This window comes from Sphingopyxis sp. (genome assembly GCF_051861155.1).
In the GTDB taxonomy this organism is placed as follows: Bacteria; Pseudomonadota; Alphaproteobacteria; order Sphingomonadales; family Sphingomonadaceae; genus Sphingopyxis.
In genome coordinates this window covers 409,217-434,718 of the sequence record NZ_JBHYDE010000001.1, presented here as the reverse complement: position 1 = coordinate 434,718, position 25,502 = coordinate 409,217, and the positions used below count along the sequence as shown (strand labels likewise).

Below are 25,502 nucleotides of genomic sequence, written 5' to 3'. Positions count from 1 at the left end.
CGATGCCGCGGCGGGTCGAACGGCTGGCGATCATCGGCCTTGGCCTGATCGGATCGTCGATCGCGCGCGCGGTCAAGGCGCGGCTGCCGGGCGTGATGGTGACCGGCCATGACGCCAGCAGCGCGGTGCGGGAGATCGCCCGGACGCTGGGGCTGTGCGATGCGGTGAGCGATGATGCCGCGGCTGCGGTCGCCGATGCCGATCTGGTCATTTTGGCGGTGCCGGTCGGCGGTATGGCCGCCGCGGCGCAGGCGATGGCGCCGGGGCTGGCCCGGGACGCGATCGTCTCCGACGTCGGATCGTCGAAGGCGAGCGTCGCCGAGGCGCTGGCCAAGGCCTTGCCCGGCCATATCGTCATTCCGGCGCATCCGGTCGCGGGGACCGAAAACAGCGGGCCTGAAGCCGGCTTTGCCAGCCTGTTCGACGGGCGCTGGTGCATCGTCACCCCCGACGCGGCGGCGCCGGACGATGCGGTTGCGGCGCTTTCGGCCTTCTGGGAAGCGCTGGGCGCCAAGGTTGACGTCATGGACGCCGCGCACCACGACATGGTGCTGGCGGTGACCAGTCATTTGCCGCACCTGATCGCCTATACGATCGTCGGCACCGCCAGCGAGCTGGAAGAGGTCACCGAGAGCGAGGTGATCAAATATTCGGCCGGCGGTTTCCGCGATTTCACCCGCATCGCGGCGAGCGATCCGGTGATGTGGCGCGACGTGTTCCTGGCGAACAAGGATGCGGTGCTCGCGACCTTGCAGCGCTTCAACGAGGATCTGACCGTTTTGCAGCAGGCGATCCGCCGCGGCGATGCCGACAAGCTGGAGGACTGGTTTACGCGCACGCGCGCGATCCGGCGGTCGATCATTGCCGAGGGGCAGGACGATCCCGCGCCCGATTTCGGGCGCAAGCATTAGGCGGTCACGGACGCAGAATCCGTTCGTATCGAGCCCTTCGACTGCCTGCAGGGCGGGCGCTCAGGATAAACTTCGGCCTATGGCCGGAGTCGAGTTACGCTTGCACTGCCCGAGCCATCGCGTGTCTCGACTTCGCTCGACACAAACGGGATCTAGAGGGAGGTGTTGCTTTCCAGCAACGCCTCGGGCGGGTTCAGCGCGTTGATCGCCACGCGCACCCGCTCCTCGGCCTCTTCGCGCGGCAGCCCCGCGGGAATCGTTTCGCCGATCTTGTAGGTGATCGTGCCGGGCCATTTGACCCAGCGGCGCGGCGGGTAGGCGATGCCGCTGTTCACCGCGACCGGGATCACATCGACCCCGAGCAGGCGGTACATGCCGGCAAAGCCGGGGCGCAATCCGGGCGCCTGTCCGTGCGGTACGCGCGTCCCTTCGGCGAACAGCACCAGCGGGCGGCCCGCCGCCAGCGCCGCCTTTGCCGCGCCGAGCATGGCGCGCATCGCCTTGCCGCCGCCGTCGCGATCGACGGGGATCAGGCCGTAAAAGCGCGCCGCCTGACCCCAGACGGGGATCGCGAACAATTCTTCCTTGGCGAACACCGCGGGGTGTTTGAACAGCATCGGTTGCTCGACCGTTTCGAACGCCGATTCATGCTTGAAGACATACAGCACCGGGATGTCGGGCATTTCGCCCTCGACGACGATCGTCTGGCCAAGCAGGAACCGCGCAAACAGCCGGTGCGCCTGCGCCCAGATGCGCACGAAAAAGATCGTGCCGCGGTGCGAGATCGGCAGCGCGATCACCCCGCCGATCGACGAGATGCTGCTCATCACAAAAAAGGCGATCCAGAACAGGACCGAACGGAACAGGGCGATGCTGTATCTCACAGGCCGAGCAGCCCGCCCGCCAATCCGGCCAGGTATTTGTGATATTCGCGGAACAGGGTCGCGAAATTGGGCTCGCTGCGCACCGCGTCGGGCAGGATCGTCACCTTGTCGCCGACGGCGCGGCCGATTTCATATTCGGCGCGGCGCATATGCCAGTCGGTGGTGATCAGCCGGATGCTCTTGTAGTTGCGTCGCGCAACCCAGGTCGCGACCTCGGTCGCATTCGAGCGCGTATCCTCGGCCTCGAACCCCAGCGCGATGCAGCAATCGAACAGCGCCTGCGGACGCTTATATTCGGCGGCGAGTTCGCGCGGTTTCACCTCGCGCGCGACACCGCTGATCAAGAGCCGCTTGGCATCGCCCGCCTCCAGCCGTTCGAGCGCGCGGTCGATGCGTCCCGGCCCGCCGGTGAGCACGACGATCGCGTCGGTCTTTTGCGCCGCGGCGGGCAGCGGCGGCAGCAGCGCAAACCACGCAAAGCCGAGCATCCAGGCCAGGAAGAGAAGGGAAATCAGGCGCTTGATCATAGAATCTTCTTGAGCGCGGCGAGCAACGTTTGGCGCGCCGTCAGGGCTGCGAGCGCGATAGCCAATAGCGGCAGCGCCAGCAAGAGCGCCCAGCCGGTCGGCCCCAGCGAGGCGGTCGCGGCGAGCCCGGAGGTGATCCCCGCCCATTGCCAGCCGATCAGCATCAGGATCGCGGCGGCGACGACGCTGCCCAGCGCAATGCCATAAGCGGTGTCGATCGCGATGCGGCGCTGGAACAGCCGGGTGATCTGGCGATCCGTGGCGCCGATCAGGTGGAGCATCTCGATCGTCGCGAAATGGGTGCCGAGCGCGGCGCGCGCAGTCATGATCACCACCGCGGCGCTGGCAAGCGTCATCAGCAGCACGAGCCCACCGGCGATCCACGCCAGCGAACCAATCAGTCGCGCGACCGGCCCCAGCCATTCGGCGTGGGGGATGATCCGCGCCCCGGGCGCTTCGGCGGCGACCAGCACGCGCAGCTGTTCCATATGGCGGCGGCGGTTTTCGCCGACGAAATCGATATCGACCAGTGCAGGAAGCGGAAGCGAGTTCAGCACCGGATCGTCACCGTCGGCGCTGCCGAACCACTGGCCGAGCGTCGCCTGCAACTCCTCGCGATCGACCGCGCGCGCCGACAGGACAAAGGGCTGGGCGGCGGCGGCGCGGCGCAGCGCTACGGCCTGCTCGGCGCGCGTCACCGGATTGGCGGTGACGATCTGCACCGTGACCCGCCCGGCAATCGCGCTGCCGATCGCATTCGCCGAGCGCGCCAGCCCGACCCCGGCGGCGGCGGCGAGCAGGGTCAGCATCATCAATATCGCGATGACCCACGGCGTCGGCCCCGACAGCCGGTGTTCGGGGAGCAGGCGGCGGTGCTGGACGGGGACGCGCGGGATGATCATGGGCGCCCCGTCATGCCCGGTTTGCCGGCGGATAGCGCAGCGCGCCGGTCGGATCGGCCAGCCGCCCCTTTTCCAGCCGCATCATCTGGGCATTTTCGATGCGGCTGATCAGGTGGATGTCGTGGGTTGCGACGACGACTGTGGTGCCGAGGCGGTTCAATGCCTCGAACAGGCCGAGCAGTCGCATCGCCATTTCGGGGTCGACGTTACCCGTCGGTTCGTCGGCGACGAGCAGTTGCGGCCGCGCGATCACCGCGCGCGCGATCGCGACGCGTTGCTGCTCGCCGCCCGACAGCGTCGCGGGGTGGGCGTCGGCGCGGTCGCCCAGCCCGATCCAGCTCAGCATTTCGCCGACCGGCCCCGACAGATCCTCTTCGCCGACCCCCGCGATACGCAGCGGCAGCGCGATATTGTCGCGCGCCGACAGATGCGGGATCAGCCGGAAATCCTGAAATACGACGCCGATGCGGCGGCGAAAGCCGGGCAGGCGCTGGCGCGGCATATTGACCAGATCCTCGCCGAACAGGCGGACGATGCCGCGGCTGGGCCGCTGCGCCAGATACAGCATCTTGAGCAGCGACGTCTTGCCCGCCCCCGACGCGCCGGTCAGGAAATAGAAGCTGCCCGGTTGCAGGTTGAAGCTGATGTCGCTCAGCACCTCGGCATCGGGACCATAGCGCAGGCCGACGCCGTCGAACTCGACCATCGCGCCGCCGGGGCGCGGGCTGGCTGCGTCCGTCATGGCGTCAGACCCGCGCGGTTCGGCGCTGGCGAAATGGCACGAAACGGGGGCGCGGCGGCGCTCATGCCCCGCCTGTTACACGGCTGCTGTGTCAGGTAAAGCGGGGAGTGGACGGCCTGCGGCGACGCGGCGCTTGCAACGCCGCGAATCAGCGTGTTTAGAGAGGGCCATGATCCTCGCCTGTCCGTCCTGCCATACACGTTATGTCGTACCCGATACGGCGATCGGACCGACCGGGCGCACCGTGCGCTGCGCCAATTGCCGCCACAGCTGGTTCCAAGAGCCCGCGGCGCCCGATCGTGCGGCCTCCGTCGATCCCGTGACAGCGGTTGAGCCGCCGCCACCGGCTGCGCCTGTCCCCGCGGCGTCTTACGATGAAGGACCGGCGCCGGTCGCCGACCCCGCACCGCCGCCGCCCGAAGCCTTTGCCGCCGACCCGCCGCCACGGCCGGCGCCCGTCGTCGCCGAAGAAGCGCCGTTGCCGTTTCGCCGCCCGCGCCGCAACCCGGCAAAGCGCTGGACGTTGATCGCGGTGAGCGCCGCGGTGCTGATGATCGTCGCGACCGCGGGCCTGTCCTATTTCGGCTTGCCGAGCTGGGCGCAAGGGCTCGCGCTGCCGGGGATGGCCGCCGAACCCGACCTGGTGATCGAATTGCCGCCCAATCAGGATCATCGCGAGCTCGCCGACGGGACGATCTACTTCGCCGCATCGGGGGTGATCATCAACCCGACCGACCGCGAACAGCGGGTGCCGCCGATCCTTGCCGAGCTGCGCGATGCGCAGGGGACGATCGTTTACAGCTGGACGATCAAACCGCCGGTGCGGATGCTGCCGCCCAATGAAAAGGTCAATTTCAGCGAGGCGAAGCTCGACATCCCGCGCCGCGCGACGCAGCTGACGGTCAGCTGGGCGCTGCCGAAAAGCTAAATCTTACAATTTCATAGCATGACGCCGCGGCGTCATAAGCTCAGCGCCGCGGCGAGCGACAACAGGAAACTGGCCAGCGTCGCGACAATGATCGGCGCGAAGCTGCGCCACCCCTGATCGAGCAGCAGATGCAGCCGCGCCTTCATCGCGGTGGCGACGATCGCGAGCAGCAGCAACGCCTGCGCGCCGGTCGCCGCGACATCCTGCGCGACCCGGGGGATCGCCACCAGCGAGTTGAGCGCCGCGACGCCCAGAAAGCCGACAATGAACCACGGCAGGCGCAGCGGAATGCGCGTCTTGGCCCCGCCTTGATCGGCGCCGCCGCTGCGCCCCAGCCACAGCGCGACCAGCATCAGCATTGGCGCGAGCAGCGCGACGCGGGTCAGCTTGACGATCGTCGCCACCTCACCCGCAGCGGGCGAGAAGGAAAAGCCGCCGCCGATCGCCTGTGCGACGTCATGGATCGACGCGCCGATCAGGAACCCCGCCTGCGCGTCGGTCAGTTGCAGTTCGGCGGCGAGCACCGGATAGAGCGTCATCGCCAAGGCGCTGGCGACGGTGATGCCGACCAGGGTCAAGGTGAAGCGCGCCTGATCGACGCGTTTGTCGCCGATCAGCGAATAGAGCGCGAGCGCCGCCGACGCGCCGCAGATCGCCGTCGCGCCGCCCGCGAGCAATGCGGCGTGGCGATCCTGCGCGAACAGCCGCGCGCTGGCGACGGTGACGACAATCACCGCGAGCATGATCAGCACCAGCAGCGCAAAGGGCAGCGGCCCCAGCTCAACAAGCTGGTCGGCGGTGATCCGTGCCCCGACCAGGACGATCCCGACGCGCAGCGCGGTCTGCGACATCAGGTCGAGCCCGGCGTGGGTGCGCTTGTCCTGCGACAGGAAACTCATCGCCAGGCCGATCAGCAGGCCCATCAGCACCAGCGGCGCGGCATAATGGTCGGCAAGCCACGCCGCGGCGAGCGCCGCGATTGCGGTGACGATCACCCCGGGCAAATAGTCGCGCCAGCGGCGCTTCGCGGGCGGATGCGCTTCAAGCTGCATCTCGCCATAGAGGTCGGCCGCCATCGGCCAGCTTTGTTCGGATGATGCGCTCACGCCGCGGTCCCCATGCCCATGGCGCCGCTTCGCACATCGCCGCGCCGCGGTCGATAGGCCATTGCTGCCGCGCCACGCTCTTGCTAGAGGCCGCGCTCTATTGGCACCCGTAGCTCAGCTGGATAGAGCGCTGCCCTCCGAAGGCAGACGTCAAGCCCTCAATTTTCGGCTAACTTCGAACTATCTCGTTGTTCTCTAACGAAAATTCTTTCGGAATTCGCGAGCCAAATCGGTTAGGTTCTTTCACGTAAGCATGACGTAAGCATACTGCGTAGTATCATAGAGTGCGAAGGGTTTTGCTGGAGTACGCGATCGCCGTTGGGCTGGTCGAGCCATTACGCATCGAATCCGTTGACCGATGCCCGTCGAACCGGCTAGGCACCGCCCCGAAGCACCCGTAGCTCAGCTGGATAGAGTGTCGCCCTCCGAAGGCGAAGGTCACAGGTTCGAATCCTGTCGGGTGCGCCATTTCCTTTTTCCGGCGAGACTGCGCTTTTCATGCGGTTGCATCAGGCGGCAGCAATGATGGTTGGCGCGGCTGCACCATGGTCTTCACCGGCGTCTTCTGCCGTGTCGCAGTGTACGCTCGCAACCAGTACGCCTTCGCACAGCTTGGCGGTGACGATGGCCGCCGCCTGCGGGTCGAGATCGTCGAGCCCGGCCTCGACATGGAACATGCCGTCGCGCAGCTGCGCCGCCAATGTTGCGGGAATCAACGACCGCTGCGCGAACACGCCCATGATGCGCGGCAGCGTTTGCGGGTCGGGGTAAGCGACGATCCGGAACCGCCGCCTCACGCAGCGATCCGGCCTGCCGATGCGATCAGGCGCTCGGCGGTTTCGTCAGCGACCTCTGCCGGTGACAGGTTGCGGCGCGCGGCTTCTTCCAGAATGGCGGCAACGCGAGGGGCGATCTGCGCGACCCGGCTTGCGACGCTAGCGGCGCTTTCGCCGAGATATTCAGCGGACACACTGATGATGCCGCCGGCATTGGCGACATAGTCGGGGACATAGGTGATGCCGCGATCGCGTAGCATGTCTGCTACCTCGGGGGTCGCAAGCTGGTTGTTGGCACCGCCGCACACCAGCTTCGCCTGCATCGCCGCGACGGCCGGTTCGTCGAGCACCCCGCCCAGCGCGCAGGGGACGAAGATGTCGGCATCGACCGCCGCGATCGCATCGGCGCCGACGACGCGCGCGCCGAGGACCGTGGCCAGCCGGTCGCGGCGGCCGGGCGCGATATCAGCGATGACCAGCCGGGCGCCGGCATCGGCGAGGCGGCGGCACAGTTCGGCACCGACATTGCCGGTCCCCTGCACCGCGACGGTGAGCCCTTTGAGATCGGAGCCGAGCGCGAAGGCGGCGCCCGCCTCGATCGCCGCGAACACGCCCTGCGCGGTCCAGGGCGACGGATCGCCGCCCGCTGCGGCGCCGACCGCCGCCAGCCCGGCGACATGGCGCGTCTCGCGCGCCACCTCTTGCATATCGGCGACGCTGGTCCCGACGTCCTCGGCGGTGACATAGCGTCCGCCCAGCGCTGCGACCGCGCGGCCGAAGGCGCGGAACAGCGCGGCGCGGTCGAACGGTCCGTCGGGACGGCGCAGCACCGCCTTGGCGCCGCCGAACGGCAGGCCCGCCATCGCATTTTTGTAACTCATCCCCTCGGCGAGCCGGAACGCGTCGGTAAACGCATGGTCGAGATCGGGATAATCCCACAGGCGGCAGCCGCCGGCGCCCGGCCCCAGCGTCGTCGAATGGATGACGATGACGCCGTCGAGTCCGACGCTTTTGTCCTCGAGACGGACGGTTTCGAGGGCGGGCAAACGCCCCGAAAATTGCACAACCATGACGGCCTCCTGTTCTGTGTTGCTTATCGCAGAGCGGGCGAGGTCAATCTTGCTCGATATTTCGATCCTTTGGCGTTATGCGGGTCAATATTTCGCCGATATCGAAAAATTGGGGTTGAAATGACCGATCTGGATCCGTTCGAGAAGAATATCATTCGCGAGCTGCAACGCGATGCCAGCCTGACCACCGCCGAGCTGGCCGAACGCGTCGGGCTGTCGCCGTCGCCGTGCTGGCGCCGCATCGACCGGCTGGAACGCGATGGTTACATCAAGGGGCGGGTGGCGGTGGTCGACCGGCGCAAGGTCGGGCTGCACGCGCATATTTTTGCGCAGGTCAAGCTCAACGCGCATGGCCGCGCCAACCTCGACGAATTCAGCGCTGCGATCGCGGCGTTTCCCGAGGTGCTTGGCGCCTATGTCCTGATGGGCAACATGGATTTCATGCTGCGCATCGTCGCGCGGGACATCGACGCTTATGAGGCGTTTTTCTTCGACAAGCTGAGCAAGCTGCCGGGGGTGCAGGAAATCAACTCGACGGTGGCGCTGTCCGAAATCAAGTCGACGAACGAGCTGCCGATTATCTAGGGCGCGATAGGCGGTGCGGGCGGGGCGACCGGTTTGACACGCGCCGCGGGGTGCGCCAGATGGCCGGGCGTGGCGGTTTAGGCCATGCTTGGGAGGGAGACGGCGCCGGATGTACGACCTGCTGAACGGCCTGTCGGTGATCGAAGCCTCGTCCTTCGTTGCCTCGCCCACCGCCGGGCTGTATTGCGCGCAGATGGGGGCCGAGGTGATCCGGGTCGACCAGATCGGCGGCGGCCCCGATTTTCGCCGCTGGCCGGTGACCGAAGGCAATGACTCGCTCTATTGGGAAAATCTCAACCGCGCCAAGAAATCGGTCGCGCTCGACCTGGCGCGGTCCGAGGGGCGCGAGCTGCTGCAGGCGCTGGTGCGCGCGACGGGGCAGTTCGTCACCAATTTCCCGGTCGGCGGCTTTTTGTCGCACGACGGGCTGGCGGCGGGGCGCCCCGACCTGATCACCGTCCGCGTGATGGGCTGGGCCGATGGTTCGCCGGCGCTCGATTACACGGTCAACAACAGCGTGGGTTATCCGATGCTCACCGGCAGCGGGCCCGATCCGGTCAACCATGTGCTGCCCGCGTGGGATTTGCTCAGCGGCGCTTATGCCGCCTTTGCGCTGCTCGCGGCGATCCAGCGGCGGAGTGCGACGGGTGCGGGCGGCGAGGTGCGGGTGCCGCTGTCCGATGTGGCGATCGGCACCGTCGCCAATCTCGGCGGGGTGGCCGAGGTGCTTTACAGCGGCGCCAACCGGCCGCGGCTCGGCAATGCCGTCTATGGACTGTTCGGGCGCGATTTCGTCACCGCCGATGGCCAGCGGACGATGATCGTCGTCGTGACGCCGCGGCAATGGACCAATCTGGTCGCGGCGCTGGGTCTGGGCGATGCGATCGCCGCGGTCGAGGCGGCGCGCGGCGTGTCCTTTGCGACCGACGATGGCCTGCGCTTTGCCCATCGCGACGCGCTCTATCCGCTGTTCGAGGGTGCGATCGGCGCGCGCGCGCATGCCGATCTGGCTGCTGCCTTCGATGCCGGGGGAATCGTCCATTCGCCTTATCGCACGATGCTGGACGCGGTGCAGGATGCGGCGCTGGTTGCAGATAACCCGATCTTTGGCACCGCGGACAACCCTAGCGGTTTTACCTATCCCGCCGCCGGTGCCTTTGCGACATTGCCGCAGGACGCGCGCCAGTCGCCGCGTCCCGCGCCGCGCAATGGTCAGCATAGCGAAGAAATTTTGGCGGATCGCCTGTCGCTGTCGTCGGGCGAGATTGCCCGGCTGATCGATGCCGGTATCGTCGGCATCGCCTGAAACCTGGAGAATGACATGACCCTGCGCCGCGCCGCCATCGTTGCCCCGATCCGTACCGCCGTCGGCAAATTCGGCGGCGCGCTCGCCAGCCTTGATGCGGGGCAGCTGGGTGCGGTGGTGCTGAAAGCGCTGATCGAGCGCACCAAGATCGATCCGGCGCGCGTCGACGATGTCGTTTTTTCGCAGGGCTATGGCAATGGCGAGGCGCCGAGCATCGGCCATTGGTCATGGCTGGCCGCCGGGCTGCCGCTCGAGGTGCCGGGCTATCAGCTCGACCGCCGCTGCGGCTCGGGGCTGCAGGCGATCGCCAACGCCGCGATGATGGTCCAGACCGGCATGTCCGATGTCGTCGTCGCGGGCGGGGTCGAATCGATGTCGAACGTCGAACATTACAGCATCGACGTCCGCAAGGGGGTGCGCGCCGGCAATCTGACGCTGCACGACCGGCTGACGCGTGGGCGGTTGATGTCGCAGCCGATCGAGCGTTTCGGGGTGATCAGCGGGATGATCGAGACCGCCGAAAATCTGGCGAAGGATTATGCGATCAGCCGTGAGGCCTGCGATGCCTATGCGGCGGGCAGCCATCAGCGCGCCGCGGCGGCGTGGGCGAAGGGGCTGTTCGACGACGAGCTGGTTCCGGTGGCGGTGCCGCAGCGCAAGGGCGATCCGGTGATCTTTGCCCATGACGAGGGGTATCGCGCCGATGCGACGCTCGAATCCTTGGGCGCGCTGCGCGCGATCGAGGCGAAGACGATTCCGGGCGCGGTGGTGACAGCGGGCAATGCCAGCCAGCAGAATGATGCGGCGGCGACGTGCCTGGTCGTCGCCGAGGACAAGCTCGACGAACTCGGGCTCGAACCGATCGCGTGGTTCCACAGCTGGGCGGCGGCGGGCTGCGACCCCAGCCGGATGGGCATCGGCCCGGTTCCTGCGGTCGAACGGCTGTTCGCGCGCACCGGGCTCGGGTGGGGCGACATCGATCTGGTCGAATTGAACGAAGCGTTCGCGCCGCAGGTGCTCGCGGTGCTGAAGGGCTGGGGCTGGTCGGAGGGCGACAGCCGGAACGAGATTCTCAACGTCAACGGCTCGGGGATTTCGCTCGGCCATCCGATCGGCGCGACCGGCGGGCGCATCCTGGCAAATCTGACGCGCGAGCTGGTGCGCCGCGACGGGCGTTACGGGCTCGAGACGATGTGTATCGGCGGCGGGCAGGGCATCGCGGCGATCTTCGAGCGCGCCGCCTGAGCATGGCCGACCTTCGCTCTGCGCTTGGGGCGGCGACGGCCTATGGCGCGGCGGCCGAGGCGGCGCTCGCCGCACGGCTGGCGCAGCGGCCGATCGACCACGAGCAGCGCGCGGCGCACGGTTTTGCCTGGGTGGCGACGACGGTGGCGGCGCTGGGCGCGGTGCTGGACTGGTGCGAGTCCGGCCAGGGTTCGAACCCGCTCGATGCCAAGATTGCGACGCTCGCCTTTGCCGAGGGGATCGGCCAGCTCGTCGGCGGCCTGCCGATGGGGCAGAACGAGATGTTCCGGCCCGCCGACGTGGGGATCGGCGCGGCAGCGCGGACGCTCGCCGCAGCGTGCAATGACCTGCTCGATGCCGATCATGCCGCGACGCGGGCCGAGGTCGCGGCGGCGCTTGCCGATGGTGACTGGCCCAGCGAGACGCTGCACGATGCCGACCTCGATGCGATCCGTGACCAGTTTCGCCGCTTTGCCGACGCCGAAATCATCCCGCACGCGCATGGCTGGCACCTCGCCAACGACCTGATCCCCGACGCCACGGTGCAGGCGATGGCCGATCTTGGTACCTTCGGCGTCTGCATTCCCGAGGCGTTCGGCGGCCTCGGCCTGTCGAAACTGGTGATGTGCATCGTTACCGAGGAATTGTCGCGTGGTTGGATCGGCGCCGGATCGCTCGGCACCCGGTCGGAGATCGCGGGCGAGCTGATCGCGATGGGCGGCACCGATGCGCAAAAGGCGGCCTGGCTGCCGCGGATCGCGAGCGGCGCGATATTGCCGACCGCGGTGTTCACCGAACCCGACGTCGGTTCCGACCTCGGCTCGCTGCAAACCAAAGCGCGGCGCGAGGGCAATCATTGGGTGATTGACGGCGCGAAGAACTGGATCACCCACGCTGCACGCTCCGACCTGATGACCCTGCTCGCGCGCACCGTGCCCGACGCGAAAGGCTATGCGGGCCTGTCGATGCTGCTGGTCCCCAAACCGCGCGGGACCGAGGCGGTGCCGTTCCCGGCCGAAGGCATGAGCGGCAGCGAAATCGAGGTGCTCGGTTATCGCGGGATGCGCGAATATGCGCTGCAGTTCGACGCGATGATTGCGCCCGCCGACGCGTTGCTCGGCGGCGAAGAGGGGCAGGGGTTCAAGCAATTGATGCGGACGTTCGAAGGCGCGCGCATCCAGACCGCGGCGCGCGCGGTCGGGGTGGCGCGGCGCGCGCTCGAACTGGGGCTGGATTATGCGCTGGGCCGCAAGCAATTCGGCCAAGCGATCGTCCATTTCCCGCGCGTCGCCGACAAGCTGGCGATGAGCCTGGCCGATTTCGTCACCGCGCGCGAGCTCAGCTATGCCGCGGCGCGCGCTAAGGACAGTGGCAAGCGCTGCGACATCGAAGCCGGGATGGCGAAACTGCTGGCGGCGCGCGCCGCCTGGTCGAACGCCGACGCCAGCCTGCAGATCCATGGCGGCAACGGCTATGCGCTCGAATATGAAATCAGCCGCATCCTGTGCGACGCGCGGATCCTCAATATCTTCGAAGGCGCGGCGGAAATTCAGGCGCAGGTGATCGCGCGCGGGCTGGTCGGACGGCGCAACTAGAACCAGAGCAGGGGCTGGCGCACCGGGAAGTTGCGCACGACCTCGCCGACGACCGGGTCGGGGTCGAGCCGCTGCCACAGCGCGAGCCAATCGGGGCGACCGAGCGCGCGGCCGCCGAACAACAGGCTCGGCTGGCGCACCGGGAAGTCGCCCGCATATTCGATGTCGGGGGCTAGCGGCCAGCGCGCCTTGTCGGCCATATAGGGCGCCATCCAGCCGATCGCGCCGTCGATCGAGCGGCCGTCGGGGGTTTGCCAACCGATCAACGCGCCCGTGCCGCCACTCAGCAACCACGCGGTCGCCGCCAGCACGTCGAGGTTGAACAGCGCATAGGCATAGGGTTTGGTGCGTGCGAGTTCGCGCGGCTGGCGGCCGTCGGGCTCGATCTGGGTCGGGATGATGATCGTCTGAAGCCGGGTGCGCGCGTTGGCGAGGATGTCGGTGCGGCCCAGCAACGCGGCGAAGGATGCGGCCTGCAGCAACCAGCAGCTGCCATGATTATTCTTCTCGTCGCGCTCCTCGATGCCGAAAGCCGAGGTGGTCAGCCAGTCGAGGTAATCGCCAAACCAGCTCTCGACCCCAGCGCGGATTGTCGCATAGCCCGGCGCATTTTTGCGCGCGAACAGCGCCGCGGCGCGCGCGACCTCGACGATTTGCAGCGTGTCGATCACCCCGATCGCGCGGCCCTGGTTCACCCCGATGATTGCCTGCGCGTGGTTGAGGTGGGGGTTCATGCGGGTCGCCGGATCGACGAACCAGGCGGCCAGGTGGCGCATCGCGGCGACGGCGAAGCGTGCCTCGCCGGTCAGATTCCACAAGGCGGCGAGCGCGGGGACGGTGCGCCCGAATGCGATCAGCGCGTCGCGGTGGCCGTCGAACTTGGCCGGGTTCGATTCGCCATCGCGGCGAATATAGGCGCCGCCGGGGTTGGCCGGATCGGGCCACCAATAGTCGCCCTCCGAATAATAGTCGTGCGGCCCCGCCGGGCTGCGCGGCGCGGCGATCGCGGCGATCGTGCGCGGCGGTGCGGCGAGCCATGCGGTCGCCTGCGGCAACAAGCGGCGCCGCTCGATCGCGCGCAGGTCGAAGGCGCCTTGCCGCGGGCGCGCCCAGGCGGTCGGCGCGGCGGCCAGCGCCGCGAGCAGCAGCGTGCGGCGGGCGATCATGGCGCGCGGCGCAAAGAAAAAGCCGCCGCCGCAGACGGGACTGTCGCGGCGGCGGCCAGGCAAGCCCAAGGGAGGGCTATGGCGGTTGGCGTCGCGGCGGATGCCGCAAGCCGGAAATGACGGGCGGGGCGCCGGGTCAGCGCCGCGTCCGATGGGCCGACAGATCGTACATCGCCGTCCCGGCGAGAATATACGCGCCGCTGCCGTAAAATTGGGTTTCGCTGGCCGACACGCTGTCGGGGCGGTCGCCGACCTGCTGGACCCAGCCGAGCATGCCGTCTGGTTGCACCGCGCGCTGGAGCGCGTTCCAGCCGCGCGCCGCCGCGGGCTGATAGACGCGGCGGTCGAGCAGGCCGGTGTCGATCCCCCAGGCAAAGGCATAGGTGAAAAAGGCGGTGCCGCTCGATTCGGGCGGGGTGGCAGGGTCGTCGTCGAGCAGCGAGGCGGGCCAATAGCCGTCGGCCTTTTGCAACCGGACAAGCCTGGCCGCCATCACCTTGAACTGCGCTTCATACGCGGCGCGGCGCGGGTCTTTCCTATCCATCGCCTGCAGCATTCGCACCAGCCCGCCCATTACCCAGCCGTTGCCGCGGCTCCAGAACAGCTTGCGCCCCTTGGCATCGCGCATCGCGAAAAAACGGCTGTCGCGGAAATAAAGCTGCTCGGCCGGGTCAAAGAGATAGTCGGTGGCCGCCTTGTACTCGGCATGGGCATATTCGGCGTAGCGCGGGTCGCCGGTCGCGCGGCTCATCTGCAGCAGCGTCGGCGGCGCCATGAAAATCGCATCGCACCAGCACCAGCGGTCGGTGCAATCCGACGTTCCCTTGCCCGGCGCGTGCGGCACGAATTCGAGCCCGATCGCAGGCTGGTTGGCGAGCATATGGTCGAAATAGGCGCGCGCCGGGGTGATCGCCGCTTTGCCGGCGCCGTGGCGCGCGGCCCAGATCCACGCCTGCGCGATCAGCTGGTCATCGGCGTGGAAGGGCCGGTCGCCGAGTCTCCAGCCCTGGTCGCGGCCAAGTTCGAGCAGCGGGGCCGCATAGCGGCGGTCGCGCCGGGCGAGTTCGGCGAGCGCGACCCAGAAGGTCGCCTGTTGCCAGTCGCGGGGGTTTTGCACGCTTTTGCGCGCTGCGGGCATCGCCCCCCAATTGCTGCGGTTGGCGAGTTGCCAGTCGGCGACGCGGCGCGTCGCGGCGAGGATGGCGGCGGGTTGCGGCATGGCCGGTTCGGCGACCGCCGCCGCGGCGGGAGCGTTCATCGGCACGAGCGAGGCGAGCACGCCGAGCGATGCCGCAGCAACGGCGGGCATGATCGCGCTGGCCAGCACCCCGTCTCGTTTCATCTCCGCCTCCCTGGCGCCTCTTCTGGCGATCGCCGGGCTATCGCCCTTGACACCGGTAACAATCTCTTTCCTTTTTCGGCGAGCATGTCAATAAGGTTGTCAGACAACTTTCGATTTAGCGCCCGGCGGGGCGCAGAGGGGACGGAATGCCGAAGATAGTGTCAGCCCGGGTGATCACGACTTGTCCGGGGCGCAATTTCACCACGCTGAAGATCGAATGCGACGACGGCACGACCGGGGTCGGCGACGCGACGCTCAACGGTCGCGAGCTGGCGGTTGTCAGCTATCTGGCCGACCATGTCGCCCCGTGCCTGATCGGCCGCGACGCGCACCGGATCGAGGATATATGGCACTTTCTCTACAAGGGCGCCTATTGGCGGCGCGGGCCGGTGACGATGGCGGCGATCGCTGCGGTCGACATGGCGCTGTGGGATATCAAGGGCAAGATCGCGGGGTTGCCGGTCTATCAGCTGCTCGGCGGCGCGGCGCGCGAAGGGTGCATGGTCTATGGCCACGCCAATGGCGACACGATCGCCGACACGGTCGAGGCGGCGTGCGATTATCAGCGGCAGGGATATAAGGCGATTCGCCTGCAATGCGGCGTGCCGGGCATGGCGTCGACCTACGGCGTCAGCAAGGATCGCTATTTCTATGAGCCCGCCGACGGCGCGCTGCCGACCGAAAACAGCTGGTCGACCGCCAAATATCTGCGCGTCGTCCCCGAATTGTTCGCAGCAGCGCGCGAAGCGCTGGGGTGGGACGTCCACCTGCTCCACGACATCCACCACCGGTTGACCCCGATCGAGGCGGCGCGGCTGGGCAAGGATCTGGAACCCTATCGCCCCTTCTGGATCGAGGATGCGACGCAGGCCGAGGACCAGGAGGCGTTCCGCCTGATCCGCCAGCATACCACCACCCCCTTGGCGGTCGGCGAGATTTTCAGCTCGATCTGGGACTGCAAGGCGCTGATCGAAAACCGGCTGATCGACTATATCCGCGCCACCGTGCTGCACGCGGGCGGCATCACCCATATGCGCCAGATCGCCTCGCTCGCCGATCTGTACCAGATTCGCACCGGGTGCCACGGCGCCACCGACCTGTCGCCAGTGACGATGGCGGCAGCGCTGCACCTGGGGCTGGCGATCCCCAATTTCGGTATCCAGGAATATATGCGCCATACCGCGGAAACCGATGCCGTGTTCCCGCACGCCTACCGCTTTGCGGACGGCATGCTCCATCCGGGCGATGCGCCGGGGCTAGGGGTCGATATCGACGAGGCGCTGGCCGCCAGCTTTCCCTATGCCCGCGCCTATCTGCCGGTGAACCGGCTGGAGGACGGGACGATGTGGAGCTGGTGATGCGCGCGGCGGTGTTTGCGCTGGCCGCACTCGCGACCCCGGCGCTCGCGCAGGAGCATCGACCGCTGCGGCCCGCCACCGCCGACGAGCAACGCGCGCGCGCCGCGGTCGTCATCGCCGATTATCGTTACGACGACCTCCTCTGGGAAAACGACCGGATCGCGTTTCGCATCTATGCTCGCGCGCTCGAACGCGCCGAACCGCCGTCGTCGTCGGGGATAGACGCATGGGGCAAACGGGTCCGCTGGCCCTATATGGACCGCCAGCTGCGCACTGGCGACCAGCATCGCGATCAGGGCGAGGGGCTCGATTTCTATAATGTCGGCACCGGGCGCGGGGTTGGCGGGCTGGGAATCTGGTACGACAACAAGCTGTGGGCGTCGCGCAACTATGTGCGGCCGCGCATTCGGAGGTCCGGCGCCGATGTCGCCGATTTCAGCGTCGATTACGACCCCTGGCCGGTCGATACGGTGCGGACGGTGCGCGAAACGCGGCGCTTCACCTTGCCCGCGGGGAGCAACTTCACCCGCATGGCATCGACAATCACCGCCAGCGACGGCGGCGAGTTGATCGTCGCGATCGGGATTTCGAAACGGCCGGTGCATGGCGGCCAAACCGGCGAGATCGCCCGCGACGAAACCGCGGCGCGGATGAGCTGGTGGGGCCCTGCCGATGGTGCCAAGGGGCGGATGGCGGCGGCGGTGATCGTCGATCCCGCCAGCTTTGCCGGCTTTGCCGAGGATGCCGACAATCATCTGATCCTGATCCGCGTCCGCCCCGGGCGGCCGTTCGTCTATTACAGCGGCGCCGCGTGGGACCGCGGCGGCGATTTCGCGACGCGCGACGCCTGGAATAGCTATGTCGCCGCGCAGCGGCCCGATTTCGGGCCCTAGCCAGTTTCGATACGCAATGATAACGCGTCATTCATGGCGGCAACCAAGGCGGCATCGCTGGCGGACGATCTGGTCCAGCGTTTCGAGGAGCAGATCGAGACGGGCGCGATGCCCGTCGGATCGCGTTTTCCGACCGAAAAAGAGATTACCGAGACGTTCGGCGTCAGCCGCACCGTCGTGCGCGAGGCCTATTCGCGGCTGTCGGCGCGCGGGCTGCTGGTGTCGCGGCGCGGATCGGGCGCCTATGTCCCCGACGGCGCCCAATATCGCGCCTTCCAGGTCACCGCCGACGAGATTGGCGAGATCGACGATGTCCTGCGGCTGCTCGAAATGCGGATGGGGTTCGAGGTCGAGATGGCCGACCTCGCGGCGCGTCGGCGCACCGACCAGGATCTGGCCGAGCTGCGCCACACTCTCGCCGCAATGGAGGCGAGCACCGACGTCGATGCTTCGGTCGCCGCCGATACGGCCTTTCACGCGGCGATCGCGCGCGCGACGGGCAACCCCTATTTCCTGCGCTTCACCCAGTTTCTTGGGGTGCGGCTCGTCCCGTCGCGGCGGCTGTACCTGCAAGGCGACGATCCGGTTCGCCACCAGCGCTATGCGCACCGAATCAACCGAGACCATGAAGCGATTCACGCCGCGATCGAGGCGGGCGACCCCGCCGCGGCGCGGCGCGCGGCGCGGCGCCATATCGAAAAATCGATCCAGCGCTACCGCACGCTGAAGGACAGCGGCGGCGATTTGCCGTCGCGGTAGCGGCGCGGGCGACTGTCCCGGCGCGGGCCAAAAAAAAATTGCCATACAACAAGGTTAATGCGAAGGGCGCCAATCGCCGCGAAGCGAGTGTTTTGGGGGGTTAATTTCCGTTTTGGGCGCGCCATGCGCGGTCGAGTGAAACCGCTACCATAACTTGATTTCGACTCGTGATGCTCTATTCCAACCCCGTGCAAGGCGATCCCGACAATTACATCAGCCTGCTGTCGGCCGCGCAGATTGAAACGTTGCGGCACGTTTATGAGCACAAAAATTCCAAGCAGATCGCCCGCCTGATGAATGTCTCGCCGCATACGGTGGACGAACGGGTGCGGCGGGTATTAAAAAAGCTTAATGTTTCCAATAGGATTGAAGCTGCTCGCATCCTGGCGGTTCACGGTGTCTTCGATCATGTTACCCCTTATCAGCCTTTGACATATCAATTGATCGACCTAGGCGACTCTGCCCCGGCGGCCGATGCCGAACCGGGGCGCAGTTCGTTTCGGCGACTTTTCGACATCGGTTCGCCGTTTCCTACCGCGTCCCAGCCGGCCAACCGGCATGGGTTGATGGAAAGGATTATCTGGCCAATCCTAATCGCATTCGCGACCATTTTGGCTTTCTCCGCTCTCTATTCGATCCTTGTCGGACTTGGTCGGGTGATGACCTGATAGTTCGAGCCGAATGCTACGGGGGGGAACCGGTGGCATTCTTTTTCAAGGAAAAAGAACATGCTGAATGAACGTGTTTCTGCGGCGAAAAAAATCGCTTCCGACCTCCACCAGGCCGAAGACGCCATCGACGAAGCGATGATCCGCATTGCCCAGCTCGCTGCGACGCTGCCCACGGCACGGCGCGAAACCAATATGTCGGCGATCGTCGGCCAGGCCGCGATGGCCAAGGTCGCGCATGCGCTCGCCGCCGCCGGCGAAGTCCGCCAGCTGCTGACCGACGCGCATCTGGCGCTGACCGTAACCCAAAAGGAAGTCGGCCTGGGAACCCGCATGTTCGGCGCCGGGGTCAAGCCCGCCGAAGGGAAGCTGGTCGATGAGGGCAGCAACGATCGGGCGGTTGCCGAAGTTGCCGCGCTGCCGATCGCGCAGGCCGTTTGAGAATCAGGAAGGGTTAGCAGCCACAATGTGGTCCGTGGCGATTTACTATTTGGTGCTGCTCATAACGGTGGCCGTCGCGATCAGACGCGGCGGACCGTTTGAGCGGTGGGCGGCCTATACCGCCCTGATCGCTTCGGTTCTCACCAGTGCTGTGACGCCGTTTCCGACCTGGACCGATATTGAATTTAATATCTTCGTCATTGATGTGCTGGTTCTGCTCAGCTTCTGGTTCATTGCCCTGAAGACGCAGAGTTTCTGGCCATACTGGATCACCGGCTGGCAATTGATCGCCATTTTTGGCCACATCCAGAAATATATGTTCTCGGAGATATTGGCGCGGCCCTATTCGCTGCTGTCAGTTTATATATCGTACCCGATCCTGCTGCTGATCATTTATGCGGCAGGTTCGTCCAACCGGAAACAAGACGTAACAGCCTGATGTGCGCGGCGCCCCAGGGGGTATCCTTGCATGCAGCAATTTTCGAACCAAGAAGTTGCCGAGCTGAAGTCGCGTATCGATGAGATTCACGAGCTGTTGGCGGGCCGCGGGGGAGAATTGCCGACGTCCCCCATCTATCGCGGGGGCGGCGAAGCTCCGCCCCAACCGGCGCTGCTCAACCAGCTGTCGTTCAGCATCCAGATCCGCCGCATCCGTCGCAGTCATTTCGGCAGCGCCGACCTGGCAGGGCCGGTCTGGGACATGATGCTCGACCTGATGCTCGCCCAAAGCCATGGCCGCGCGCTCAGCGCCAGCGACCTTGCGACCGGCGCCGGCGTGCCGTTGTCGTCGGGGCTGCGCATGATCGGCTCGCTCGAACGGCTGGCGCTTGTCCAGCGCTCGATCGACGAGCGCGACCGGCGGCGTACGATCGTTCGGCTGACCGCGGTCGGCACCGAGCGCATGGCGAGCTATTTCGAAAAAATCGGCGTCGCGTGGCAGAACAGCCAGACGCTGGCGGCCTGATCTTCCCTCGACCGGGTGCGGTGCCGAGCTGGTCGCACGCCGTGCCCGGTCACCATCCTGATCTTCGATCCTAATCGGTCATCTGGCGCATCATGCGATCGACCTTGGCCATCGCCTCGCGCTTGATCTGGCAAATCCGCGCCGCGCTGACGTCAAGGGTCAGGCCGATCTCGTGGAGGTTGAGCTCCTCGAAGAAATAGAGTTGCAGCACCATCTGTTCGCGGTCGGACAGGCAGGTGATGCACTGGCGCAGCGCCCCCATCAGATCGTCCTGCTCGCATTGTTCGCCGGCGCCGACACCGTCGTCGGGCAACAGGAAGGCGCCAACATCGACCAGTTCGTCGAGCGAGGTCGAGCGGCCGTGGGTCGCATTGCGTTCGAGCGCGAAATAATCCTCGGGCGACATGTCGAGCGCTGCAGCGATTTCGGCGGCGGCGGGCGCGCGCATCAATTGCTGCTCCAGCGCCGCGCGCGCCGCGTGGATGCGCTTTGCCGCGACCATCGCCGATCGGCCGACATCGGCCTCGCGGCGCAGCTGGTCGATCATCGCGCCGCGGATGCGCGTCGTCGCATAGGTGGCAAAGGCGAAGCCGCGCTCCTCATAATTTTGGCTCGCTTCGATCAGCGCGATCAACCCGGTCTGGATCAGATCGTCGAGTTCGCTTGTCCGCGACACCCGTGAAAATACCTGCCAGGCAATTTTGCGGACCAGCGGCGCATATTCCTCGACCAGCGCCTCGACGCTCTCGCCATAGCCGCGCGCGCGCGGCGCGCGCGCCGTCGGCGCGGCGAATTGCTCGGCGGGCTCAATTCTCATGCACTTGGTCCTCCATAGGGGCATCGGGCCCGGTCGCGAGGCGCGGCACCTCGGCGCCGATCGTCGCGACGATTTCGGTCTGTTTGCTGGCCGGAATCTCGAGGTACGAGATCACGGCGACGTCGGGGAAAGTGGCACGGATCAACCGCGACAGCGCCGAGCGGCAGATCGGCGACGCGACCAGCGCAAAGCTGCGCGTCTGGAGCAGCAGCGGTTCGACCGCCTGCCCGACCTGCTCGATGATCTTCATCGCCATGCCATGTTCGAACGGCCATTCGGCGCCCTGGTTGGCGCGCACCGCCTGGTTCAGCAGCATTTCGACGTCGGGGCTGAAGGTGACGACGGGCAGCGGCATGCGGCTCGGTACGATCGTCTGGACGATCAGCGCGCCGATGCGCTGACGCACCGCTTCGACCAAGTCGATCTCGCCCAGCTGCAGCGCCGCGGTCGCCACCATCGCTTCGGCGATCTTGCGGAAATCGCGCAGCGGCACGCGTTCGACGAGCAGCGCCTTGCACAGGCTGGCGACGCGCGGCAGCGGATAGCCCTGCGGGCTGAGGTTCTGCGCCAGCTGCGGATAATGGATCTTCAGATTGTCGATCAGCGCCTGCGCGTCGTCGATTCCGAACAGGTCGGCGGCGGCGCCGACGATGCTGTTGTTGAGGTGGGTGGCAACGACGGTCGCGGGGTCGACGACGGTGTAGCCCGCCGCGATCGCGTCATTCTGCGTCGCCTTGGGAATCCACAGCGCGTCGAGGCCGAAGGTCGGATCCTTGCACGGCCGCCCGGCGACGCGGGTGACGAGGTCGCCCGAATCGAGCGCGAGCATTTCGTTGGGAAACACCTCGTCCTCGCCGACGATCACCCCGGCGACCGAGATGCGATAGACGTTGCCGGGCAGCGACAGATCGTCGCTGACCTTCACCGGCGGGACGACGAAGCCGAGTTCTTTCGACAATTGGCGGCGGATGCCCGTGATCCGCGTCATCAGCGGCGCACCTTTGCGGTCGTCGACCAGGCTGACCAGCGCGTAGCCGATTTCGAGCTGGCACGCGCTGGCGTCGCTGACGTCGGCCCATTCGATCAGCGATGGGTCGGGCGCCGGCGCGGCGGGGGCGGGCGCGTCGGCGACCGCCGCGGCGCTGCGGCGCAGCTGCCAGCCGACGGCAAAGGACAGCGCGGCGGCGGGCAGGATGAGCAGCTGCGGCATCGCGGGGACGAGACCGAGGATGAACAGGATCGCGCCGACCGCCATCCAGATCGGCGGCGAAGCGAACTGGCTGCCGATCTGGCCGCTGAGGTCGAAGGGCGAGGCGACGCGGGTGACGATCGCGGCGGCGGCGATCGACAGCAGCAGCGCCGGGATCTGCGCCACCAGCGCGTCGCCGATCGCGAGGGTGACATAGGTGCTGCCGGCTTCCGAGAAGCTGAGGCCATGGCTGAAGATGCCGAGGATCAGCCCGCCGACGATGTTGACGAACAGGATGAGCAGACCGGCGACCGCGTCGCCCTTCACGAATTTCGAGGCACCGTCCATCGAGCCGTAGAAATCGGCCTCGGTTGCGACTTCGACGCGGCGCGCCTTGGCCTCTTCGGGGCTGAGCAGCCCGGCGTTGAGGTCGGCGTCGATCGCCATCTGCTTGCCGGGGAGCGCGTCGAGGGTGAAGCGCGCCGACACTTCGGACACGCGCCCGGCGCCCTTGGTGATGACGATCAGGTTGATGATCATCAGCACGACGAACACGAACAGCCCGACGACATAATCGCCGCCGATCAGTACCTGGCCAAAGGCTTCGATGACATGCCCCGCCGCCGCGGTGCCTTCATGGCCATGGACGAGCACGACGCGCGTCGAGGCGACGTTGAGCGCGAGGCGGAACAGCGTCGCGAGCAGCAGCACGGTCGGGAAAGCGGAAAAATCGAGCGGCTTCGACGCCTGAAGCGCGACCATCAGGATCAGCAGGCTGATCATGATGTTGGCGATGAAGCTGATGTCGAGGATCAGCGGCGAGACCGGGATGACCATCAGCGCGACGAGGATCAGCATCCCCGCGGGCAGCGCCGACGCGCCGGCGATACGGCCGACATTGCCGATGTTGAAGCCCGCGGTCATGCCGCGCCGCCCGACATCGAAGCGAGCCGCCGATAGGCATCGGCGGCAAAGCCCATCGAAAGTTTGCGCGGCATTGGCTGGATATCCATCATCTGCAGCGGGGGACGTCCCCCACCGCTCGCCAAGCCGCTCGAACTGCTCGCCGAAGCGTGCCAGCCGGCGGGGGCGAAGGGTTTCATATTTTCGATCTTGCCGCCGTCCTCGAGCTTGACGCGAAAGCGGTCGCGGATCTCGGCCAGGCTGCGCATGCTGCCGTCGGCGGCGTAGAACACCGACCGGTTCGCGGCGGCCGCTTCGGGCATCATCGGCGCACCAGGTTGGTCGGGATTGGCATCGAGCGCGGTCAGGAATTTGGCGGCGCCGCCGCTGCCCAGGAAATGCGCGAGATAGAGGTCGACGGGCTCGGCGCTGCGACCGATCCGGCTTTCCAGATAGTCGCGGTTGTCGCCGGTCAGCGCCGCGGCCATCGTCGATGCCGCGGCGGGGTCGTCGCGCAGGTCGAAAATCTGCTGGCGCAACGTCGGGTCGGTGACCGTCAGCCGTCCCGCTGCGTCACGGCCGATCGCGTCGGCCGCCCAGGCAAGCCCATGGTTGGCGCCGTGGCGGTCGAGCGTTGCGAGCCAGGTCTGTTTGGTGAACTGGTACAGCCCGCGCGCCGAAGAGGTCGATGCTTTGGCGGTCGGATTATAGCCGCTTTCAACCCGCGCGACGTCGACCAGATAGTCGAAATCGACGCCGGTGCGCGCCGATGCCATCTGCACGGCGTCGATCACGGGTGCGGCGATGCGGCGGCCGGCCTGGGGATTGTTGATCGCGTTCATACATCTGGTTCCGCTGGTTCAGCAGGGCTGTCTCAGCAAGCCAGACGCAATCATCGTGCCATTTACGGTTAACGGCAGAAACCTATATAATAATCAGTAGCTTAATGCTGCACCGCGCTGGTGGGTGCCGCGAATCCCATGGTTTCTGTCAATCCGCTGACGCGTCCAGTCCTTCAGGACATTGACGCGGATCGCCGCGGCTTCGAGCTGGCGCAGCGTCTTGCCGATCAGCAATTGGGCGCGTTGTTCGCTGCCCCGTGGAATAGCGGCGCCGCGAAACAGGATCACCGCGGTCGCCAGTTCTTCGGTGGCGGCGATGATCGCGCCCGCGTCATGTCCGTCGAGCGCGTCGACCAGCGCGTCGAGCCGCGCCTGCACATCGTCGAGCATCACTCGCCCCCGCCGGTGTGGAAATCGATCATCGCGCTGGCGATGATCGCGGGGTGGACGCCGTAATTGCCGCTGGCGATCGCGCTGCGCAGCGATGCGACGCGCGCGACATCGACCGGCGGCGTCTGGTTGGCGAGCCCGCCGGCGAGGCGGATCAGCCGCGCCGCGGGCAGGTTGTCGCCCACCGCGGGCGGTGCGGCGGCGCGGGCCGCTGCGGCGGATTCGCTGGCGACGCTGCGCAGCGGGGTCGTGCGGGCGATGCCGCCGACGGGTCCGATCTTGCTGTCACCCGACATAAATGCCTCCATCCGATGCCGTCAGAAAAGTGACGACGCGGTTCACGAAGGCTTTAACGGACGCCGCGGCGGGGGATTAAGGCGGCCCGTCGCAAAAAAGACAAAAGAAAGGCCCGGCGACGTCGGAAAGCCGACAGTCACCGGGCCAGTGGGTCGTCAGGGTCAGGAAAGGGTGGGGGTCAGTCGTCGAGGCGGGCGCGGCCGGGGCCGGTCACCGTGGCGCTCAACGACGATTTGGCGTCGCTGCCGCGCAGCGCGATCGTCTCGCCGACGCGGCCATCCTCGGCGGCGATCGCCGCATAGCTGATCGAAAAGCTTTCGGTGTCGATCGTCACCCGGACATTGTCGCCGCGGCGGATGACCGGGGCGCCGGCGACGGGGCGGCTATAGCTCACCGCCGTCGGTGCCGCGTTCGCTGCGCCCGCCGCAGGCGTGCTCAGCGGCACACGGAGCCGCCAGCCGAGCGAGGCACAGCGTACTGCGAGCGCATTGGCGTCGATCGCGGTCACCGATGCCTGTTCGGGGCAGCGCGCCAGCTTGATCCGGCGGTCAACCGGGGTCGCGGTGCGGCCCATGGCGCCTGCGACCATATCGGTCAGCACGTCGATCGTCTGCCAATCCTCGGTCGCTTGCTGGGCGTAGGCGGGATGGGCGGCGGCGGCACAGGCGGCGAGGCCAGCGGCCAGGCATGTGGTGATATGGCGGGACATGATCCATCTCCTTCGGTCCAAAATGGTCACCCGCCATTTTGCAGGAAGCGTGCCAGTCGCGGTTTGCGGCGCGATTGGCGCCGCCGCGACGATGCGTCGTCAGTTTTTTGACTGGCCCGCTGCGCCGATCGTATCATCTATATTTAAATAACTGAAAATAATAGATAAATTGCTTTTGGCACGGTGA

At 66.8% G+C, this 25,502-nt stretch carries 28 protein-coding genes and 1 tRNA gene; 14 read left to right on the top strand and 15 right to left on the bottom strand.

What is annotated here, in order from left to right:
• Nucleotides 1-2 precede the first annotated feature (2 nt).
• Entirely contained in the window at nucleotides 3-911 is a 909-nt protein-coding gene (locus ACTIFP_RS02105) for a prephenate/arogenate dehydrogenase family protein (RefSeq protein WP_439567065.1), read from the top strand.
• 152 nt (nucleotides 912-1,063) lie between these two features.
• Here ACTIFP_RS02105 and ACTIFP_RS02100 read toward each other — a convergent pair whose 3' ends face one another.
• The 4 genes from ACTIFP_RS02100 to ftsE are packed head-to-tail and all read right to left on the bottom strand — an operon-like array spanning nucleotide 1,064 to nucleotide 3,966.
• Complete coding sequence (locus tag ACTIFP_RS02100) at nucleotides 1,064-1,795, bottom strand: lysophospholipid acyltransferase family protein (protein ID WP_439567064.1); 732 nt, start codon at nucleotides 1,793-1,795, stop codon at nucleotides 1,064-1,066.
• Complete coding sequence (locus ACTIFP_RS02095; protein ID WP_439567063.1) at nucleotides 1,792-2,322, bottom strand: YdcF family protein; 531 nt, start codon at nucleotides 2,320-2,322, stop codon at nucleotides 1,792-1,794. The genes ACTIFP_RS02100 and ACTIFP_RS02095 overlap by 4 nt, the downstream gene beginning before the upstream one ends.
• Complete coding sequence (locus ACTIFP_RS02090; protein ID WP_439567062.1) at nucleotides 2,319-3,224, bottom strand: cell division protein FtsX; 906 nt, start codon at nucleotides 3,222-3,224, stop codon at nucleotides 2,319-2,321. Before ACTIFP_RS02090 ends, ACTIFP_RS02095 begins: the two co-directional genes overlap by 4 nt.
• Before the next feature lie 10 nt (nucleotides 3,225-3,234).
• On the bottom strand, nucleotides 3,235-3,966 hold the full coding sequence (gene ftsE, locus ACTIFP_RS02085; protein ID WP_439567061.1) for a cell division ATP-binding protein FtsE: 732 nt from the start codon (nucleotides 3,964-3,966) through the stop codon (nucleotides 3,235-3,237).
• Nucleotides 3,967-4,135: 169 nt separating this feature from the next.
• Here ftsE and ACTIFP_RS02080 point away from each other — a divergent pair, with 169 nt between their 5' ends.
• Nucleotides 4,136-4,894, top strand: a complete 759-nt coding sequence (locus tag ACTIFP_RS02080; RefSeq protein WP_439567060.1) for a zinc-ribbon domain-containing protein — start codon at nucleotides 4,136-4,138, stop codon at nucleotides 4,892-4,894.
• A 32-nt stretch (nucleotides 4,895-4,926) separates the two neighbouring features.
• Here the strand turns inward: ACTIFP_RS02080 and ACTIFP_RS02075 are convergent, their stop codons facing one another.
• Entirely contained in the window at nucleotides 4,927-5,970 is a 1,044-nt protein-coding gene (locus ACTIFP_RS02075) for a YeiH family protein (RefSeq protein WP_439567290.1), read from the bottom strand.
• Between the two features lie 421 nt (nucleotides 5,971-6,391).
• Between ACTIFP_RS02075 and ACTIFP_RS02070 the strand changes: the two genes are divergently transcribed.
• Nucleotides 6,392-6,468, top strand: a tRNA-Arg gene (locus tag ACTIFP_RS02070).
• Between the two features lie 41 nt (nucleotides 6,469-6,509).
• Here ACTIFP_RS02070 and ACTIFP_RS02065 read toward each other — a convergent pair.
• Nucleotides 6,510-6,797 carry a hypothetical protein gene (locus ACTIFP_RS02065; protein ID WP_439567059.1) on the bottom strand — a complete coding sequence of 96 codons (288 nt, stop codon included), beginning with the start codon at nucleotides 6,795-6,797 and terminating at the stop codon, nucleotides 6,510-6,512.
• Nucleotides 6,794-7,846 (bottom strand): Leu/Phe/Val dehydrogenase, encoded by a 1,053-nt coding sequence (locus ACTIFP_RS02060; protein WP_439567058.1) that lies wholly within the window; start codon nucleotides 7,844-7,846, stop codon nucleotides 6,794-6,796. The genes ACTIFP_RS02065 and ACTIFP_RS02060 overlap by 4 nt, the downstream gene beginning before the upstream one ends.
• Nucleotides 7,847-7,966: 120 nt before the next feature.
• Here ACTIFP_RS02060 and ACTIFP_RS02055 point away from each other — a divergent pair, with 120 nt between their 5' ends.
• From ACTIFP_RS02055 to ACTIFP_RS02040, 4 genes are all read left to right on the top strand, one after another.
• On the top strand, nucleotides 7,967-8,431 hold the full coding sequence (locus tag ACTIFP_RS02055; RefSeq protein WP_439567057.1) for an Lrp/AsnC family transcriptional regulator: 465 nt from the start codon (nucleotides 7,967-7,969) through the stop codon (nucleotides 8,429-8,431).
• 109 nt (nucleotides 8,432-8,540) lie between these two features.
• A complete protein-coding gene (locus ACTIFP_RS02050; protein WP_439567056.1) occupies nucleotides 8,541-9,737 on the top strand; it encodes a CoA transferase in 1,197 nt (398 codons plus the stop codon).
• Nucleotides 9,738-9,752: 15 nt separating this feature from the next.
• On the top strand, nucleotides 9,753-10,982 hold the full coding sequence (locus tag ACTIFP_RS02045) for an acetyl-CoA C-acetyltransferase (RefSeq protein ID WP_439567055.1): 1,230 nt from the start codon (nucleotides 9,753-9,755) through the stop codon (nucleotides 10,980-10,982).
• 2 nt (nucleotides 10,983-10,984) lie between these two features.
• Nucleotides 10,985-12,577 carry an acyl-CoA dehydrogenase family protein gene (locus ACTIFP_RS02040; protein ID WP_439567054.1) on the top strand — a complete coding sequence of 531 codons (1,593 nt, stop codon included), beginning with the start codon at nucleotides 10,985-10,987 and terminating at the stop codon, nucleotides 12,575-12,577.
• On the opposite strand, the gene ACTIFP_RS02035 is transcribed toward ACTIFP_RS02040, so the two are convergent.
• Both ACTIFP_RS02035 and ACTIFP_RS02030 read right to left on the bottom strand, forming a co-directional pair.
• A complete protein-coding gene (locus ACTIFP_RS02035; protein ID WP_439567053.1) occupies nucleotides 12,574-13,743 on the bottom strand; it encodes an alginate lyase family protein in 1,170 nt (389 codons plus the stop codon). The genes ACTIFP_RS02040 and ACTIFP_RS02035 overlap by 4 nt on opposite strands.
• 136 nt (nucleotides 13,744-13,879) lie before the next feature.
• Nucleotides 13,880-15,085: a glycoside hydrolase family 88/105 protein gene (locus tag ACTIFP_RS02030; RefSeq protein WP_439567052.1), complete on the bottom strand. Its 1,206-nt coding sequence runs from the start codon at nucleotides 15,083-15,085 to the stop codon at nucleotides 13,880-13,882.
• A 146-nt stretch (nucleotides 15,086-15,231) separates the two neighbouring features.
• On the opposite strand from ACTIFP_RS02030, the gene manD reads away from it, so the two are divergent.
• From manD to ACTIFP_RS01995, 7 genes are all read left to right on the top strand, one after another.
• Nucleotides 15,232-16,443, top strand: coding sequence for a D-mannonate dehydratase ManD (gene manD, locus ACTIFP_RS02025; RefSeq protein WP_439567051.1), 1,212 nt, complete (start codon nucleotides 15,232-15,234; stop codon nucleotides 16,441-16,443).
• Nucleotides 16,431-17,336 (top strand): DUF4861 family protein, encoded by a 906-nt coding sequence (locus tag ACTIFP_RS02020; protein WP_439567050.1) that lies wholly within the window; start codon nucleotides 16,431-16,433, stop codon nucleotides 17,334-17,336. Before manD ends, ACTIFP_RS02020 begins: the two co-directional genes overlap by 13 nt.
• A 33-nt stretch (nucleotides 17,337-17,369) precedes the next feature.
• A complete protein-coding gene (locus tag ACTIFP_RS02015) occupies nucleotides 17,370-18,095 on the top strand; it encodes a FadR/GntR family transcriptional regulator (RefSeq protein ID WP_439567049.1) in 726 nt (241 codons plus the stop codon).
• A 170-nt stretch (nucleotides 18,096-18,265) separates the two neighbouring features.
• The gene (locus ACTIFP_RS02010; RefSeq protein ID WP_439567048.1) at nucleotides 18,266-18,763 is read left to right on the top strand and encodes a response regulator transcription factor; all 498 of its coding nucleotides are present in this window, start codon (nucleotides 18,266-18,268) and stop codon (nucleotides 18,761-18,763) included.
• Nucleotides 18,764-18,823: 60 nt separating this feature from the next.
• Entirely contained in the window at nucleotides 18,824-19,204 is a 381-nt protein-coding gene (locus ACTIFP_RS02005; RefSeq protein ID WP_439567047.1) for a hypothetical protein, read from the top strand.
• A 25-nt stretch (nucleotides 19,205-19,229) separates the two neighbouring features.
• Nucleotides 19,230-19,643: a hypothetical protein gene (locus ACTIFP_RS02000; RefSeq protein ID WP_439567289.1), complete on the top strand. Its 414-nt coding sequence runs from the start codon at nucleotides 19,230-19,232 to the stop codon at nucleotides 19,641-19,643.
• Between the two features lie 30 nt (nucleotides 19,644-19,673).
• Nucleotides 19,674-20,168 carry a MarR family winged helix-turn-helix transcriptional regulator gene (locus ACTIFP_RS01995; protein WP_439567046.1) on the top strand — a complete coding sequence of 165 codons (495 nt, stop codon included), beginning with the start codon at nucleotides 19,674-19,676 and terminating at the stop codon, nucleotides 20,166-20,168.
• A 70-nt stretch (nucleotides 20,169-20,238) separates the two neighbouring features.
• Here ACTIFP_RS01995 and ACTIFP_RS01990 read toward each other — a convergent pair whose 3' ends face one another.
• The 6 genes from ACTIFP_RS01990 to ACTIFP_RS01965 form a co-directional block, all read right to left on the bottom strand.
• Nucleotides 20,239-20,985, bottom strand: coding sequence for a sigma-70 family RNA polymerase sigma factor (locus ACTIFP_RS01990; protein ID WP_439567045.1), 747 nt, complete (start codon nucleotides 20,983-20,985; stop codon nucleotides 20,239-20,241).
• A complete protein-coding gene (gene flhA, locus ACTIFP_RS01985) occupies nucleotides 20,975-23,098 on the bottom strand; it encodes a flagellar biosynthesis protein FlhA (protein WP_439567044.1) in 2,124 nt (707 codons plus the stop codon). Before flhA ends, ACTIFP_RS01990 begins: the two co-directional genes overlap by 11 nt.
• Nucleotides 23,095-23,919: a transglycosylase SLT domain-containing protein gene (locus ACTIFP_RS01980; RefSeq protein WP_439567043.1), complete on the bottom strand. Its 825-nt coding sequence runs from the start codon at nucleotides 23,917-23,919 to the stop codon at nucleotides 23,095-23,097. The genes flhA and ACTIFP_RS01980 overlap by 4 nt, the downstream gene beginning before the upstream one ends.
• Nucleotides 23,920-24,012: 93 nt before the next feature.
• Nucleotides 24,013-24,309, bottom strand: coding sequence for a hypothetical protein (locus ACTIFP_RS01975; RefSeq protein WP_439567042.1), 297 nt, complete (start codon nucleotides 24,307-24,309; stop codon nucleotides 24,013-24,015).
• The gene (gene flgM, locus ACTIFP_RS01970; protein WP_439567041.1) at nucleotides 24,309-24,605 is read right to left on the bottom strand and encodes a flagellar biosynthesis anti-sigma factor FlgM; all 297 of its coding nucleotides are present in this window, start codon (nucleotides 24,603-24,605) and stop codon (nucleotides 24,309-24,311) included. Before flgM ends, ACTIFP_RS01975 begins: the two co-directional genes overlap by 1 nt.
• A 179-nt stretch (nucleotides 24,606-24,784) precedes the next feature.
• A complete protein-coding gene (locus ACTIFP_RS01965) occupies nucleotides 24,785-25,315 on the bottom strand; it encodes a flagella basal body P-ring formation protein FlgA (protein ID WP_439567040.1) in 531 nt (176 codons plus the stop codon).
• Between the last annotated feature and the right edge of the window lie 187 nt (nucleotides 25,316-25,502).